The 15,544-nt window shown below is 67.0% G+C and carries 12 protein-coding genes; 4 read left to right on the top strand and 8 right to left on the bottom strand.

Going from position 1 to position 15,544, the window contains the following annotated elements; genetic code table 11:
- Positions 1 to 200 precede the first annotated feature (200 nt).
- The 3 genes from GTY96_RS05770 to GTY96_RS05760 all read right to left on the bottom strand — a co-directional run bounded on the left by GTY96_RS05770 (position 201) and on the right by GTY96_RS05760 (position 4,066).
- Positions 201 to 761 (bottom strand): dihydrofolate reductase family protein, encoded by a 561-nt coding sequence (locus GTY96_RS05770; RefSeq protein ID WP_161664084.1) that lies wholly within the window; start codon positions 759 to 761, stop codon positions 201 to 203.
- A 561-nt stretch (positions 762 to 1,322) separates the two neighbouring features.
- The gene (locus GTY96_RS05765; protein ID WP_161664083.1) at positions 1,323 to 2,642 is read right to left on the bottom strand and encodes a carboxypeptidase-like regulatory domain-containing protein; all 1,320 of its coding nucleotides are present in this window, start codon (positions 2,640 to 2,642) and stop codon (positions 1,323 to 1,325) included.
- A gap of 86 nt (positions 2,643 to 2,728) precedes the next feature.
- Positions 2,729 to 4,066 (bottom strand): Kelch repeat-containing protein, encoded by a 1,338-nt coding sequence (locus tag GTY96_RS05760; RefSeq protein ID WP_161664082.1) that lies wholly within the window; start codon positions 4,064 to 4,066, stop codon positions 2,729 to 2,731.
- A 1,085-nt stretch (positions 4,067 to 5,151) separates the two neighbouring features.
- Between GTY96_RS05760 and GTY96_RS05755 the strand changes: the two genes are divergently transcribed.
- Positions 5,152 to 6,105 carry a nucleic acid/nucleotide deaminase domain-containing protein gene (locus tag GTY96_RS05755; RefSeq protein WP_161664081.1) on the top strand — a complete coding sequence of 318 codons (954 nt, stop codon included), beginning with the start codon at positions 5,152 to 5,154 and terminating at the stop codon, positions 6,103 to 6,105.
- Between the two features lie 41 nt (positions 6,106 to 6,146).
- Here GTY96_RS05755 and GTY96_RS05750 read toward each other — a convergent pair whose 3' ends face one another.
- Positions 6,147 to 6,686, bottom strand: coding sequence for a hypothetical protein (locus GTY96_RS05750; protein ID WP_161664080.1), 540 nt, complete (start codon positions 6,684 to 6,686; stop codon positions 6,147 to 6,149).
- Between the two features lie 656 nt (positions 6,687 to 7,342).
- Here GTY96_RS05750 and GTY96_RS05745 point away from each other — a divergent pair.
- Both GTY96_RS05745 and GTY96_RS05740 read left to right on the top strand, forming a co-directional pair.
- Entirely contained in the window at positions 7,343 to 7,981 is a 639-nt protein-coding gene (locus GTY96_RS05745) for a hypothetical protein (RefSeq protein WP_161664079.1), read from the top strand.
- Complete coding sequence (locus GTY96_RS05740) at positions 7,962 to 9,002, top strand: tetratricopeptide repeat protein (protein ID WP_161664078.1); 1,041 nt, start codon at positions 7,962 to 7,964, stop codon at positions 9,000 to 9,002. Before GTY96_RS05745 ends, GTY96_RS05740 begins: the two co-directional genes overlap by 20 nt.
- A gap of 174 nt (positions 9,003 to 9,176) precedes the next feature.
- On the opposite strand, the gene GTY96_RS05735 is transcribed toward GTY96_RS05740, so the two are convergent.
- The 3 genes from GTY96_RS05735 to GTY96_RS05725 all read right to left on the bottom strand — a co-directional run bounded on the left by GTY96_RS05735 (position 9,177) and on the right by GTY96_RS05725 (position 13,671).
- Positions 9,177 to 9,899, bottom strand: coding sequence for a hypothetical protein (locus GTY96_RS05735; protein ID WP_143898980.1), 723 nt, complete (start codon positions 9,897 to 9,899; stop codon positions 9,177 to 9,179).
- A gap of 444 nt (positions 9,900 to 10,343) precedes the next feature.
- Positions 10,344 to 10,877 carry a hypothetical protein gene (locus tag GTY96_RS05730; protein ID WP_143898979.1) on the bottom strand — a complete coding sequence of 178 codons (534 nt, stop codon included), beginning with the start codon at positions 10,875 to 10,877 and terminating at the stop codon, positions 10,344 to 10,346.
- Complete coding sequence (locus GTY96_RS05725) at positions 10,849 to 13,671, bottom strand: alpha/beta hydrolase (protein ID WP_161664077.1); 2,823 nt, start codon at positions 13,669 to 13,671, stop codon at positions 10,849 to 10,851. Before GTY96_RS05725 ends, GTY96_RS05730 begins: the two co-directional genes overlap by 29 nt.
- Before the next feature lie 381 nt (positions 13,672 to 14,052).
- On the opposite strand from GTY96_RS05725, the gene GTY96_RS05720 reads away from it, so the two are divergent.
- Positions 14,053 to 14,433: a hypothetical protein gene (locus GTY96_RS05720; protein WP_235685349.1), complete on the top strand. Its 381-nt coding sequence runs from the start codon at positions 14,053 to 14,055 to the stop codon at positions 14,431 to 14,433.
- Positions 14,434 to 14,452: 19 nt separating this feature from the next.
- On the opposite strand, the gene GTY96_RS05715 is transcribed toward GTY96_RS05720, so the two are convergent.
- A complete protein-coding gene (locus GTY96_RS05715; protein WP_328700771.1) occupies positions 14,453 to 15,469 on the bottom strand; it encodes a trigger factor in 1,017 nt (338 codons plus the stop codon).
- Positions 15,470 to 15,544: the final 75 nt, after the last annotated feature.

Below are 15,544 nucleotides of genomic sequence, written 5' to 3'. Positions count from 1 at the left end.
TTCGTCCGTGGTGCGGTGGCCGATGCGCTTCTCATACGCGCCGGGGTGCGGATCGTGCGCCACGCCCATTCAGACGTGACGCGGGGTGGCTTCCAAGGTGCTCGCGGCAGTCGAGGCAGTGGCACACGCCGACGCGGCACGGCCGTCCCGGACGCCACCGCACAGGCAGCCGCCGGTGCTGCGCTCGGGTCCGTCCACGCTCATCCCGCTTTGCGACGGAAGTGGAGCGCCTGCACGCCGGACTTGAACCGCTGCGTCGAGAGGAGTTCGAGATGCCGCGCACTCGACAGGCCATGAAACAACGTCGGCCCGCGGCCACTGATGATGGGATGGACAACGATGCGGTACTCGTCGATGAGCCCCAACTCCTCGAGCGCAACCGAGAGCTTGGGCGCTCCGACGAGGACACCCCGCTCGGTCTTCGCTTTCAGCGCTGAGATCGCCTCGCGAAGGTCACCCTCCACCTTGATCCTGATCGTGTTCTGCCACGGAAAGTCGCTCCGCGAGCCCGACACGACGTACTTCGCCTTCGCCTCGAGCTGCTGTGCCCACTCGCGCATCGCGCGCGGCGCCTTTTCGTCGCGTGCCACCGCGGGCCAGGCTCCCTCCATCAGCTCGTAGGTGTTACGCCCGAAGAGCATCGCCCCGTTCTGCTCCATGAGCTGCCTCCAATAGTCGTGCAGCTCGTCGTCCGCGATCCCCTGGGTGTGATCGATGCACCCGTCCAACGTCACATTGAGACCGAAAGTAAGGAGGCCCATGGCGTGGGATTCTACGAAAAACGCGCCCAGCGCGCAGCAACCCGAGCCATCGACGCAATGCCCCATCCCCGGTGGGTATCGGCGCGCAGAAACTCGACACCATCCAATCCATCACCCGGATCTGCTGCGCACTGCGCGCAGAAACCAGACCTGCCCCTCGCCCCACTCCAAGCCCCGTCCTCCGGTGGCAGTGGAAGCGATAGTGGCGGATGGAGCCAAGCCGCCCGGCAGGCCCAACGGCCACCCGCGGTGGCCGTGGACGCGAGCCAGACCGTCCGCCATGGGCCACGAAGCCGCCTGGGCAGAGCTTCGTCCCTTCACCTGCGCGCGCGTCGAAGCATGCAACCGGCCCCACCTTTACCCACCCCAAATTCGGTCGCTGCGTCATGAGTGCATCAAAGCTGCGTCAAAACGCGCGTCATGGCGTGAGCGATGCGCATGATGATTCGCTGGCACACTCTTCTCGCCGGCCCCGAGTATCCGGTAACCACAGGCGCCGACGCCGAGCGACGAGCGACCTGTCCCGCTCGGGACTTCAGGGGACAGGCCGCTCGGAAACGACTACAGCTCTGTCTTGAACTGCACGTACGACTTGCAGGGGTGCGTGCCCAGGGCCACGTCCTCGAAGTCGACCATGTTGCCGCCCGGGTCCTTCGGGTAGCCGGTGCCACCCCACGGAGCGCCCGAGTTGAACCGGGTGACTCCGCCCGTCGTGGTGTACAACGGGTAGCCGGCTGCGGCGGCGGGCGTGGAGGAGATGTCCAGGTTCTTCGCGCAGCCCGTGGGAGCGCCGGCCGGGAACGTGATTCCCACCTCCTGCAAGGCGTTCGCGCGGATGTTGTAGAGCACGATGTAGGGCGACGCCAGGGACATCGTATCGGTGCGCGGCATGAGCGTGCCCGCCGCGTTGGGCAGCTTCAGGTTGAACTGGACGGCGCCCGCCGTGCCGAAGCAGGTCTCCGGGAAACCCACGAGCTCGATGATGGTGCAGGCGGGCTCGAGCTTCTCGATGTCCGCGTTCCACATGCCCAGCCCGCCCACGCTGATGGGGACGGCGCCGGAGATGCTGCTCGTGCCCTGCATGGTGAAGGTGGTGCCCGTGGGGCCGACCTGCATGCTGGCGGACTTCTCCTCCCACTTGCCCGTCGTCTCGTTGAACTTCCACATCGCGAGTCGACAGGTGCCGGCGGAGACACACGGCGGCATGCTGCCCACCTGCGTGGGCACGGGGATGAAGCCCGTCGCGGTGGCACCCGTCGCCAGGTTGAGGGCCGCGCCGCTGGCATCCGTGGCGCCCACGAAGACGGCGCCCACGGACTCGAGCGCGACCTGCTGCCCGCTGGAGTTCACCGCCGTGAAGTCGCCCGGCATGCGCATCGGATCATAGCTCGCGACGGTGATGCTGACCGGGCCCGTGGCCGGCACGCCGCTGGCGTTGACGAGCGTGTTCGCCTTCAGGTTCACCTTCACGCCGCTGGGCGTGGTCACCGTGCTGTCCACCGTCGGGCTGACGGTCTGCACGAAGCCCGTCTCCAGGGTGTGATTGAGGTTCGTCTTGCCCGCCGAATAGAACTCGGCCGCCGAGGCCAGTCCGTTCTTCCGGAGGGTGAGGACGTAGCCGTTGGCCGACGCCACGACGGACATGAAGTACCGGCCGGTGGTATCCGTGGTCCGGGAGATTCCGTTGATGACCACCGTGACGCCCGCCTGCACGGCGCCCGCCGAGTTGCGCACCGTGCCAGAGAAGACGGCCGACGTGGCGAGGTCCGCGTGAGCCTCCCGCGTCTCATCGCCCACGGCCTTCGAGTCCTCCAGCGCTCCACAGCCAGTCGCAAGCATCGCGGGCACGACCAAGATGCTGCACAGACGTCTCAGATTCATGGCAAGCCTCCCTGCTGGGTATGAACAGACACGAATCCACCGCGCCCCCGTCTTCTCCGGAGGCGCCCCGCCCTGGCTGACCGCGACTACTGGATGTTGAGCGTGAAGCTTCCGCACCGCGTCCGGTAGCCATCCACGACGATGCGAAGCCGCTGTCCCGCCGTGAGCGTCACGGTGACGGACGACTGGAACGTGCTGGCGTTCGCGTCGTCGTTGCACCCGAGCGCCGCGCCGCTGTTCGCGTCGAAGAGGGACAGCACGGTGTCGAAGGAGGAGCCCATCGTCGACACGGTGAAGGTGCCGGACGAGGGCGCCGTCCAGGTGAAGCTCCGGTCCGGCGCGGCGCTGCCGGCGCTGCACGCGGGAGTGGAATCGTTGGTGGCGGAGCACGTGTCCGCCTGGACCAGCCCCAAGCCAAGGCCGCTCCCCAGATCGCTCCCCACGTCGGGCGAATACAGGTCGGCCGTCGCGAGATGGCCGCTGCCACTGGTTCCGCCCGTCACCAGGACCTTTCCATTGGTGAGCAGGGTCGCGGTGTGCTCACCGCGGATGCTGCTCATCACGCCGGCGCTCGTCCAGGTGTTGGTCGCCGGTGCGTAGAGTTCGGCGCTGTCCCGGCCATAGGCCCCCGCCGCCAGGACCTGACCGTTCGCGAGCACGGTCGCGGTGTGCACGTAGCGACCGATTCCCATGGGCGCCACCGGGGCCCAGGTGTTCGTCGTAGGGTCGAATGCGTCCACACTGGGCGGCAGGCCATCTCCGCTGTTTCCCCCCACCGCCAGCACCTTCCCGCTGGGGAGGACCACCAGGGGGAACAGCACTCGGGCCGTGCTCATGGAGCCCACGAGCGACCAGGAGTTCGTCGCCGGGTTGTACACCTCGGCACTGGACCAGAAGGGGGTCGTGCTGCTGTAGCCCCCCGCCACCAGCACCCTTCCATCCCCCAGCACGGCCGCGCCGTGCTGCTTGCGGGCGATGCTCATGGAAGGCACGGCCGTCCAGGTGTTGGTCGCCGGGTCGTACAGCTCGGCCGCGTTCGTCGCCGAATTGACGGGAGCGCCCCCCGCCACCAGCACCTTCCCGTTCTGCAGCCGGACCGCCGTATGGAAGGCGCGCGGGCTGATCATGGAGGCCACTTCCGTCCACGAGTTGGTCGCCGGGTTGTACATCTCAGCCTGGGCCAGGGTGCTGGTGGTGCCCTCTCCTCCCGTGACGAGCACCCTCCCGTCCTGCAACAGGGTGGCGGCATGGGCCCGGCGGCCACGAAGCAGGGTGCCGGCCGATGTCCACGTGTTGGTCGAGGGGTTGTACTGCTCGGCGGCGGTCGGGTAGTTCCAGCCCGTCGTGATGTAGAAGCCGCCCGCCACCAGCACATTGCCATTCGCCAGCCGGGTCGCGCTGTGCAGCGACCGGGGACCCGACATCGGCGCCGCAGGCGACCAACCCGCCGCCCAGGCCTCACTCCACGCCACGCTGACGATGAGCAGGGAAACGATGAAGGCAATGCGACTGGAAAGGTTTTTATTCACTGACATGTGCACCCCGCTCACGGATGGTGCACTAATTACCACTTAATGCCGAATTGCAGCCAGTCAATTCCTATCGTGGATTCCACTTACGGCAGCGCTGCAAGTCGTTGCGGGGATGTCACACCAACCTTGCGTGGGCGGGACGATGGCGCCAAGCCCACGCCGCCCTTCCTGCGAAGGAAAGGAGGCGCCAACTCATTGGGGTTCCTTGGAGCGAATCAACACCACCGCAGTGCTCATCACGCCGGTGAAACCGCACCTACGTCAGTGGGCATCCGCGTCGGGAACAGGGTTTGGCGGAGGGGCGGAGAACGAGGGCACATCGACGAATACGCGCGAGGCCGCGGCCGGGTCCACCAGCACCTTGAGCCACGCCCCAGGCTGGACACGGGATGCAGCAACCTGCGGAATGCGCGCCTCGGAGGTCGCTTCGTATGGCGTCCCCCCCTTTGGGTACACGCGCAGGGTCAGCGTCGGACACAGGTCCCCGGCATCTGGGAACCAGGAACACTTGCTGCCCGTGAGGTGCGTCACCGTGGCCACCGCCGGAATGGAGTTCGAGGGTGCCGATTTGCCACATGCGGTCAGAAGGAGAACCGCCAACGGCCACCCATGTCTTCGTAGCTCAGTCAGGCACACGTGTACTGACTGTAGGATTGACGAATGGTCGCGTCAACGCGAACAGCGTGACATCGGAACAGTATCGGTGGCTGTTGTGCTTCGGGCTGGAGCGGCGGTAGCCACGGCGCACGTCATCCGGGAACGCACTTGCTTCCGTCCAGGACGCAAGTCGCTCGCGGCCTGCACCGCGCGACTTCACTCCCGTGAGTTCAGCAGCACGCGCCACGGCCGACGCCTGTTGCGGCTCGGCATTTGCTAGTCAGCGGTTGCCACCCCAGGTGGCCCATCGTCCGCGTTGGACGGACCTCGGTCCGTGACGCCTCACTACGGAGCACGAAATGGAATGTGAATTCTGTGGAATGGTGCTTTCGGGAGGACCTGGGGACCGCCTGGATCATCTGCTGGAATGCGAGGGCCGCTGGGCCTTCGAAGAGGAGCAGCGCGCCCAGGAGTCCCTCGCCAGGGCGACAGTTCCTGTCACGCCTCGAGTCCATGGCTTGCTGGATGACGTGGCGATCATTTTCGAGAGCCTCTACCCGCTGGCCGACAACGTCTGCGCCGTGGGACTCCTCGCCGTGAACTGGCGCCCCACGCTCGTCGTCTCGTCGAATCACCGACTGACGGCCTGCGCCCTATCCATCCATCCTAGCGGGTCCATCCGATGGTCCGTGCGCTATAGCGACAATGACGGCAGCCTGGAAAACGAAGGGACGTGGAGCGCGAATTCCCCACGCAACTACACGGTGGCGCAGCACTTCAAGGTCTCCGACGCCAAGGAATACCACGCGCGGGTTGCTCAATCTCTCTGGCGTCTCTGGGAAGCCGTTACGGCGAAGGACCTTGGCACCATCTACGGGAGCTCCAACGTGGGGGAGGCGAGGCTGATTCGCGACGCACTCAAGGACGATGTCCAGCCCGTTGTCTGGGAGATTGACTGGGACTCGCACGCCGAGATCAAGCTCCTCGACTACACGGTGGAGAACGGATCGACTTGGTGCTCGCGCTATCTGGGAGTCTCCAAGCTGTGCTGCAAGATGTGCACGCTGTACCTGGATGCCTACAACACGACTCTGCCGCAGTCCGCGGTGTCGTTCCTGGGCAGCCATGGCTTCGTCTTCAAATACTGGAAGCTGGCTCCCGAACTCGCGGGGTTGCTCAACGTGAAGCTGGCATTTGAAAGGAGTTTCGCCCGAAATGGCGTGAGCGCGTTTTCCTCGACCGTGTCCACAAGCAAGGGCACCATCATCAACTACAACTGCAAGACGGTGAAGCCTCTCGAGAAGCAGACACGCCGCCGCTCCATCATCCTGTGAGCGGTGGACGCACGCGCGCTCATCCACGCCTACGGCTGTGCCTACCCAAAAACCGGTCGCTGCGTCACGGGTGCGTCAAGGCCACATTCGGCTGGCCAGAACCCGTAAGCCCCCATACTCCATGAGTGGAACTGGAAGACGAAGAAGGTATCGGTCTCGCGCTTCAGGGATTTGAAAACCCAGGTGCGCTCGTCACCGTCAGGGAAGAACTGAGGATTCAGGAGGATGCTCAGCCGTTCGGCTTCACTCTTCGGCATGGGCACCCTCCCCAGCACCAACGCCGTCTCGATGTACTCCAGGTCGATGGGCTCATGCAGGCACAGCGTCACCCGCATCCTGTTCACGAAGTCCAACGTCACCTTCCCTCCCGGTGGGAGCGTGACAGTCCGAGGCTCGACTTCGAATGGAGCCACCTTGGCACCCAAGGATTCGACTGAGACTTCATCGGTGGCAGCGTGAAGGTCCGAACGGGAGACATGCTCCCTCTCCAGGGAGATGCCATCCGCGAAGGGTTCCCTCTCGCGGGACAGGACCCTCCGCGGCAAGCAGGTGTGCACGCCGCCGCTCAGCGTGCCCTGCACCGTGGCCCCACACTCGGCAGGGTGCAGGTCCCGTCCACGGCGGTACCCACCCCACCCTCTGTCGCGGACGTGTCCACCCACTCCGTCCACCCCTCGGCGGTGTCGGGAACGTCATCCGCCTGCACCAGCGCGCCGGCGACGGCGGCCCCTGTCCCGCCGTGGGTGACTCGTCCTTTCCCCCCTCCCCGGACGGCGACCACCGCTGCGAGGTCCACGTCTTCCCCCTTGCCTGCCGTCACTTCGCGCGACACCGGCGCAAGCCTTGCCGCCTTGAACACGAGCGGGGACGTCCACGACGCATCCCTCGTTGAGAAGTAGAAGGCGCCTTCGAAGTCCTCGACCTCCACACTGTTCAGTGTGTAGCGGAGGGGCACCGTGCAACGGAGGAGGAGGCACCACGCACGACAAGGCCCACGCGCCAGGTCCCTGTCCCTGGAAGAGCGATTCGGCATCACCTCCGTCCGGGCCGCGCGCAGCCCAGCGGTTGGGCGTATCGGGTCCGAGGCTGTACGAGTGGCGCAAGGCGCATCGCGGAGCGGATGTACCGGGGTGGCGCGCTCTTCTTCTCCCTCATCGAGACCGCGCGCCTGCGCGGGGAGGCCCCGGGCCACGACCCGCACCTTGACACCCGATAATGGCCAAGCTCCAGTGCTCACATGCACCTGTTGCCACTGTCGCCCGCGCCGGAGCACCTGCCTCCCGGGGCGCCACCGCCATGGCCAGCACCCGCGCTGGTCAGGCCTCCGCCCGCCCCCAAGGGACACACGTTCCTGCTCATCTGCATCGCGTTGTCCGTTTTGGGCGGGCCCGGCTGCGTCGGCGCCGTGCTCTGGAAGACCGACCGGGGGGATTCCGCCACCAGTGCGGCGGTGGTGATTCTCTCGATGCTCGTGGTGGCGGGATTGGTGGCCTTTTATTGGAGGGAGCAACGTGAACTCTCAGCCAAACAGCGCGCTCACGACGCGCTCCTCAAGAACCTGGTGACATGCTGGGCACGGGTGCGACACTGCGCCATCATCGGATCCGAAGACTCCGCGGATGGGTTCCTCACGCACCATGTGCTCAAGCTTGAGCTCGAGCCGTGGTGCGACGAGCACACGCTCGCCGCGCGGCGCACTCCAAACGCATCAGAGTGCTGGCACGTGTGCTGGCGGGTCGCGGCGGAGCTGGCGACCCGCATCGTGCCTGATACGTGGATTGCCGTCGCCTACAACCGGCGGGAGCCCAACAGCAGCGACACGAAGTTCATGCAGCTATGGGTGGCTTTGTCGGGCGATGTGCATCCGCTGGTGTGACCGCGCCGCCTTTGAATGGCTGGCGAAGGTCCGCGAGAGCAAGGCGCCGCTGGTCGCTCGCCAGCCCCAGGCCCCCCTGCCTCCGGAGGACCGGCGCCGGCTCGACGCGATCCTCGCACTCGAGAAGGAGGGACGCGTGGAGGTCGCCGCCCAGCAGATGGAGCCCCTCGCGCGGCGCTACCCGGAGGACTTCCTCGTCCAGGGGCTGGCCTGCCACCTGGACACGCGTGTCGCCCCCAAGCTGCCGGCGACCCGGGAGAAGTGCGAGGCCGTCGCGGAGAAATTCCCCTCCGAGCCCGCCCCCTTGTTCCAGCTCGCGACCCTGGCCCTCCAACAGGGGCAGCACCTGGAGGCGCAAGGCCAGCTCATGCGGGCGCGCCAACGGATGGAAGCGAACCCTGGAACACCGCCGGAAGTCTGGGGAGACCTCGCGGCCTTCTTCCAGCAGACCTCCTCCGTCACGTGGGCGGAGCAGGCCACCCAGAAGGCGGGCAATGACTCTCGGACCGGGCCTCTGCGGACCTGGGCTCGGCAGGCTCGACGCTGGAAGGCGCTGCCGGTGGATGTCTCCGTGAGCGGTGTCGCGGTGGAGCGGGAGGGAGAGTTCATCCGCGCGGCGAAGGACATCGAGGATTCCCTCGATAAGGGGCCGTCGACGAAGGCGCAGGCACGACTCACCTGGCTGAGGCGGGAGTTCCCGCGCGCGGCGGTGCTGCACGTGTTGGACTGCGAAAGCCACATGCGCGCTGGCAGGCCGGGGCCCGCGAAGGCGGCGTGTCGGCAGGCCGTGGCCGCGCACGAGGAGGCGGTGCAGGCGCACTTCATCCTGGGATGGCTGACCTCCGCGTCGGGTCCCCGCGAGGAGGCGCGTACCCACCTGGAGCGTGTCGTAGCGCTGGAGCCCTTGCACAGGCAGGCGTGGCAACTCCTGGCGGAGCAGTACCGCGCCGTGGGGATGGCGGAGGCGCTGAAGACACTCCAGGGGCGCTATCGTGAGCAGTTCGCCCAGGAACCGCGCTGAGGCCCCTGCGCCAGCGTGCCACGCCCAACGTCCTCTTTGACGAGATGACCGAACAGCGCCACGCACCGCGCTCGGGGCTCGCCTGTTACCGCGTCCGGCCCCAAGCGGTGCTCAGCCTCCTCGGCTCTCCCTGGAACCCGACTCAATCAGCCGAGCCGTGAATGAGGATGGAACTCAGGCGATTTTCGTGAGCTCCGGTTCCGAGGACTGGTCCTCGGACCATTCATCGAGCGCACTCTTCCACTTGATGAACGCCTCCTTTGAAGGCTTGTACGGTCGGTGCGGCCACAGCTTGCTGTAATTGCTCAGCTTCGAGCGGTAGATACCTCCTGGCCCCAACCAGATGGCGGTCAGCGTGAAGTTCCCCCACGCCAGAGGCCCGTCGACCTGGATCTCGCCGGCGGTCCCCCAGCACACGGCCGGTCCATTCGTCGCGGAGGCTCGGATTGTCGCGACGACTCCCACGGGGACTTCCGTTGAAGAAGCCAGACTCGCGGTCCATTCGTCCAGGTTACCCAAGGCGATCATGGCTGCGCCCGTGAACTCCTCGAACGGATAGGCGGGCAGCCAGCGTGTTTCAGCCACATCCGGACCATTACAATTCGTCCAGTTCGGTTTCGGGTTCTGCCCGGCCGACACCAGACTTCCGCGCTTGAACAGATCATCCCAACCCCAATGCGTCGCGCAAATCCCTCTTGAGAAGGTGGCCCCACCCCGGTACCTCTCGTAGAACTCAAGGAAGCCATCCTCATCGACAGGCATGAGGAGCGCATCGGTATCGTCTACCCATACCTTTCGGCGGCGTCGCTCATCCAGGGTCCCGGTGCGCAGATGCTGGTCGTAGAAGTACAGCTGTTCGTTCTTCACCTTGACGAAGTCAGCGTTCCCCAGCTTCACCACCTCACACTCTTTGACACCCTGGTTCGGCCGTTGCGGAGCAGCTACTGCCAGCCACAATTTCCCCACGTTGCACCCTCTCCCTGGAGTCCCAGCCGCGAGTCGTTTGAAATTGGGAGTTGAACTTTCCGGCACGACTGTAAGGCGAGGGTTGGAGGGATAGAAGTATCCGTGCCGTCATGGATGCGCTGAATAGGCTTGAGACCTGATGGGTAGCGTGGCTTGCGAAGCGCGTAGACCCAGGAGTCCCCCGGGTCGCGCGCCCAGAGGCGCTCGCCGCTCAGGGAGCGCGCGGGACCTGGTGGGCCTTCGCGTCATTCAGCGTCCATGGACGCCAGAAGTCGTGACCCTCCGACCGTCTGGCCTGGAGGTCGGGCATGAAAAAGGCGCGGGCCCTCCCCCATGAGGGGAGCGCCCGCGCCCGGATTCAGCACTGCCCCAGGATCAGGGCAGCATCTGGCGAGTCAGCTTGGCCGGACGGGTGGAGCGCGTCTGGGTCTCGTTGCCCAGCCAGGCCACCGTCACCTCGCTCGCGTCCTTGAGCGACGTGGCGTCCGGCAGGAAGACGAAGAGGCGGTCGGGCGGCACCGCCCAGGTGTCTCCGACGCGCTCGCCGTCGAGGTAGATCTCCGGCGAGGACGAGCGCTCCAGCGAGCCCAGGGGCTCCTGGGTCTGCACCTCGATGGCGATCGGATCCACCGCGCGGGCGAGCAGGGCCGGCCCGGCCATCCGGGTCAGCTCCGCATCCCCTCGCACCTTGCGCGCGGACACCCGGAGCACCTCCACCGGACGGGCCGCGTCCGGCGAGGTGGGCTCCGCGCGGATGGGCGCGGGGGACTGGGCGGTCGGCGCTTCGGTGGGAGCCGTGGCGGGGGGCTCGGCGGCGCCCTTTCGCTCCTCCGCGCAGCCCGTCAGCGCCAGGCAGGCCGCCGCCACGAGGAAGAGACGGCTAGCGGGAGAATTCGACGTCGTCGACATAGATGTCTCCAGTGGAAGGGCTGTTGAAGCGCAGGCGCACGGTGTCGATGTTGGTCAGCGTCACCCCGTTGCCGTTCATGATGAAGGTATGCAGGGGGATGCGCACGGTGGTGAGCACCGTATGCAGGACGATGTTGCCCGGCCGGACGTATGGCTTGGGGATGACGTCGAACAGGGAGGAGGAGGTGGCCTTGACGGTCGCTCCAGTGGCCAGCTCCACCCGGAAGTCCTGGGTGCCGCTGGCGGGGTTGGACGCGGACGTCGTCTGGGCCACCCGGAAGGACAGCACCTCGTAACCGGTGGTGTCGCGCTGGGCCACCGGGACCGTGAACGTCGCGGTGGCGGTGTTGCCCGTCCAGGTGGCGCGCATGACGCTGGTGCTGTGTGGCGCGGGGTTGCTCGTGGTGGCCAGCGTGATGGGACCCGCCGGGGTGAAGCCGGTGGCGGAGCCGCTGTTGAGCCGCGTGTGTGAGTTCTCGTGGTGCGTCGCGTAGATCTTGAAGCCCGCGGTGGACGGGAACGTGAGCTGGCCGCGCATCATGTCCGCGTAGACCGTCTCGTTCTTCAGGTAGATGCGAGCGAACGCGGACAGGTAGGACTCACCAATGCGCTGCTGGTTGGGCGCGGTGATGTAGTCATTGCGCGTGCTGGGGGAGTCATCCCCGTCCGCCGCCCAGACCGTGTTGAAGAGGTTGTGGCTGGCGCCATACACGTCGATGGAGCTCTTGGTCCCCAGCGCCCGGTCGTAGATCTTCGCGCCGGAGAGCGTCGTCACATCGCCGTCCGCCGCGGGCAGGATGACGAAGTAGGGCACGCCCGCGGGCAGCGTGTAGAGCTGCCCGTCCACCGGCGCGATGGAGGACACGGAGACGATGTTGAACGCGGTGTTCTGCATGTACGCGGACACCGACGCTTCACCGCCGCGCGAGTGGCCCGACACGGAGATCTTCGACATGTCCACCTTGCCGTTGAAGCGCCCGGAGAAGAAGTTCGGGTAGCTGGGGTAGGTGGCGGCGTTGTTGAGGTGCGACCATTGCTCCAGGTGCTTCAGGATGAGCTGGCCGCGCTCGGGGATCCACTGAGGCACGGGACCGGACAGGTCATACGCGTCGATGGAGACCGCGATGATGCCGTTGCTCGCCAGCGTGTCGAGCAGCCGCATGTAGCCCTGATGATTGGGCACGCGGTTGGTGCAGGCGGCGTGGTTCTGTGAGTTGTAGCAGATGCGGTGGTTGCCGTGCTGGATGACGAAGAGCGGGAAGGTGCCCGCGGCGACGGCGGTGCCCACGCCCGGGGCGACGGCCGGGTAGCGCACGACGGCGCGCAGGTCGACGTTGGACGCGCCGCCCATGGTGGGGAAGTAGTCGTCGACGGAGTAGCTGTCCTGGCCGATGGGGTACGTGCCCAGGTCGTACGGATCCTTCGCCACCTGGAAGCCAACCTGGTTGGCGCCGTCCAGGAAGTCGACGGTGTCGTTGTAGTTGCCGTCGGTGGAGTAGGTGCCCGGCGAGGTGGCCACGGTGGAGCCGAAGTCCACGACGACGTCGTACTGCCCCTTCACGAGCGGCGGATGCCAGATGACGATGTCGGTGCCGTTCACGCACCCCGCCTTCACCTGCTGGATTTCAATGCCGCCAGAGACGTCCACGAGGTTGGTGTTCAGGGCCCAGCCCAGCACGCTGCGGTGGTTCACCACGTAGTACGCCGCCCAGGTGCCGCCGGGGTGGCCGGCGGGGATGTAGGTGGGATCCACCGCGCCCCACACCGGGTCGGAGGTGTCCGCGAACGAGTCGGCGAACTCGAAGTAGGGGAAGCTGTTCAGGGGACGGCCGGCGATGTCCATCGTGGGGCCGCCCACCGGGTAGAGGAGGTAGAGCACGACGCCCGTGTCGATGCCGTAGGACACGATGTCGCTGGCGCTCAGCTGGCCCACCGGCGGGTTGAACAGGGGACGGCGCGCGATGATGTCGTAGACGCCACGGCGCTGGAAGGCGGCGCTCCACGCGGGAACCGTGAAGCGACCGGAGGCGTCGGTGACGACCTTCTTGGGGGCGGAGGAGAAGCCGTCCCCCGACACGTCCGCGAAGGCGTCGCCCTCGCGCCAGGCGCGCTGGTTGGGGACGATGGAGACCTCCACGGTCTCGTTGCCCCGGAAGCCGGAGCCCGTCACGTACAGGTCACCCCGGCCCGTCTCATGGGCGTTGAGCAGACAGCCGTCGGCGGTGGATGGGTAGACGCGCGGGGCGGAGCCCACCTTGATGGGGAGGTTGAACGCGGCGACCGGCTCACCCACGGGAAGCTTCATGGGCGGAATCTCACCGCTCTTGTCCGCCGCCACGGCCTGCGCGGTGACGAGCAGCGTGCGGCCGTCGAGCGCCTCCCGGGCACGCTCGAAGCTGGTGAAGCGGTATGGCGACTCGGGCGGGGCCGCGCGCTCCGGGCAGCCCACGACACCGGACTGGAACCAGAGGATGTGCGGCGCGAGCACGCCCTTGGCGTCCGTCGTCGCGCGGGCGAAGCCGACGGCCTCCTTCAGCGTGGGGATGCGCTCCACGTCCAGCGCGAAGCGCAGCTCGTAGACGGTGTTGGGCTCCAGCCCCTGGGCGCCGACGGTGAGCGAGTCACCCACGGGCAGGATTTCGATGGGCTGCCCCCGGTCGTCCACGGGGGTGAAGACAGCTGCCCGGTTGGCGGATTGGATGAGATTGGGAGGACTGCCTTTCGGATTCGTGCTGCCCAAGGCCGCGGTCGAGAACGCGGTGAGCAGCACGAAGGGCCATGCGAGACATTTCACGGGACCTCCGATGCGGGGATGGAACCGGAGACGGATGTCCCCGGTCCCGGTCATGGAGTGGCAGCGCCTCTGCTGCACTCACGGTGCCACGCGAGGGCCGAGGGGCCGCTCAGAGGAGAGCTGGAAGAAAGGGACCCTCGGCCGACAAGGATTGTAACCGGCGAGGACACAATTCATAACATTTCCGGCCACAGCCGCATTCACGGAAATACTAGAATATTATTTTGAGCTGGATTCAGACCCCGGCGTGAGCCTGTTCGGGGTCGGGCGCTTGTCATTTTCCAGTGAAATTCTTCAGCCCGGTGACGACTGCGCGGGCTTCGAATACGGGCTCGGTCCGCACGTCTCCCGGCGATGGCCGCCGTGCTAGAAAAGACGCCCATGTTTCCCGACAAGCCCCAGCGCAGCCAGTCGCCGCTCCCGGAACCGCCGCGTACCTGGTGGCGGCGCGCCGTGGACTACCTGGAGCTGAACACCTGGGAAGGGCGAGGCGCCTTCTGGCTCGTGCTGGGCGTGCTCGTCGTCGGTTTCTGGCCGCTGGGGGTGCTGGCGGTCGCGGACGTGAGCGGCCCGGCCCGCCGGATGCTGGTCGCCGCCGGGCCCGTGTCCATCTGCCTGGGGTTCGCCGTCCTCATCCTGTGGTGTGGCCACCGGTACGGCGAGGGGCTTCAGTGGTCGCGCCGCCAGACGTGGGGGCTGGCGGTGATGTTCCTGGGCCTGGGCCTGCTGGGCGGCCTGGGGCTGTGGTTCAGCGAGAGCTGACCCACGGAGCGGGGCCGCCTCAGCCCTGCTCCGCGCCCTCGAAGGTGACCTTCGCCTTGTTCATGACGTGCTCCACGGCGAGCAGGTACCAGCCCAGCTCCGCCAGGCGGCGGGTCGTCTCGGGTGACTCGCGCAGGGCGGCGTGGGCGTCCTCCGCGGTCAACCCGAAGGGCTCCACGTAGTCGCGGATCAGCTGCTCCAGCTTCTCCGGCGTGAGCTGCAGCTTCTCCGCCTCGGTGACGGCCTTCAGCGCGATGCCGATGTGCAACCGGCGCTCGGTGTCCGCGCGCGTGGTGGGGTCCGTGAACCAGCCCTGGAGCGCTTCCTGCTGCTCGTCCACGTCGAAGTGGTAGGCGACCATGGCCTGCCCCTCGGCCTGGACCCAGCGGCGACGGAGCTCCTCCTCCACCAGCACCCGGGGAAGCTCCACCGGCGCGCGCCGGGCCACCTCGTCCAGGACCATGTCCTGGGCCCGGGCCCAGAGCTGCCCCGCGACCTCGTCCTCCAACTCCTCACGGATGTTGCCGAACACCTCTTCCAGCGTGCTGCCCATCTCCAGCTTCTGGAGGAACTCCGGGGAGCTGTCCGGAAGCATCGTCACCTGGTGGGCGCCGACGATGTCCACCAGGAAGCGGGCGGGCTTCCCCTGGAGGCCTTCGACCGGGTAGTCCGCCGGGAGCTCCAGGGCGATCTGCATGGACTCGCCCACCTTGCCGCCCTCCACCAGGGCCTCGCAGAAGCCGGGCAGCGCCTCGATGGGCGCCAGCTCCGTCGTCATGCCGAAGCGCGCGGAGAACGGGATGAGCTTGCCGTCGCAATAGCCCACGATGTTGAGCTGGACGTCGTCGCCCGGCTCCAGCGCTTCGCCCTTCTGGCGTTCGCGCGTGGTGGCCAGGGCGCGGCGCTTCTCGTGGAAGGCGCGCAGCAGGTCCTCTTCCGTGAGGTCGTCCGGGGTGGGGACGCGCACGGCGATGCCCTCCAGCGAGGGCGCCTGCACGCTGGGAAGCTTGAGGGCTTCGGCGGAGGCGCTGCTCACCACCGGGCTCATCTTCAGCAGCCGCTCGACGCCGCGGCCAGATCCTGCGGTCCCTTGAGGAGGGGTCACGAATGC

Origin of the sequence: Corallococcus silvisoli (genome assembly GCF_009909145.1) — a bacterium.
Classification (GTDB): Bacteria; Myxococcota; Myxococcia; order Myxococcales; family Myxococcaceae; genus Corallococcus; species Corallococcus silvisoli.
This window is presented reverse-complemented; position numbering and strand designations above follow the sequence as displayed.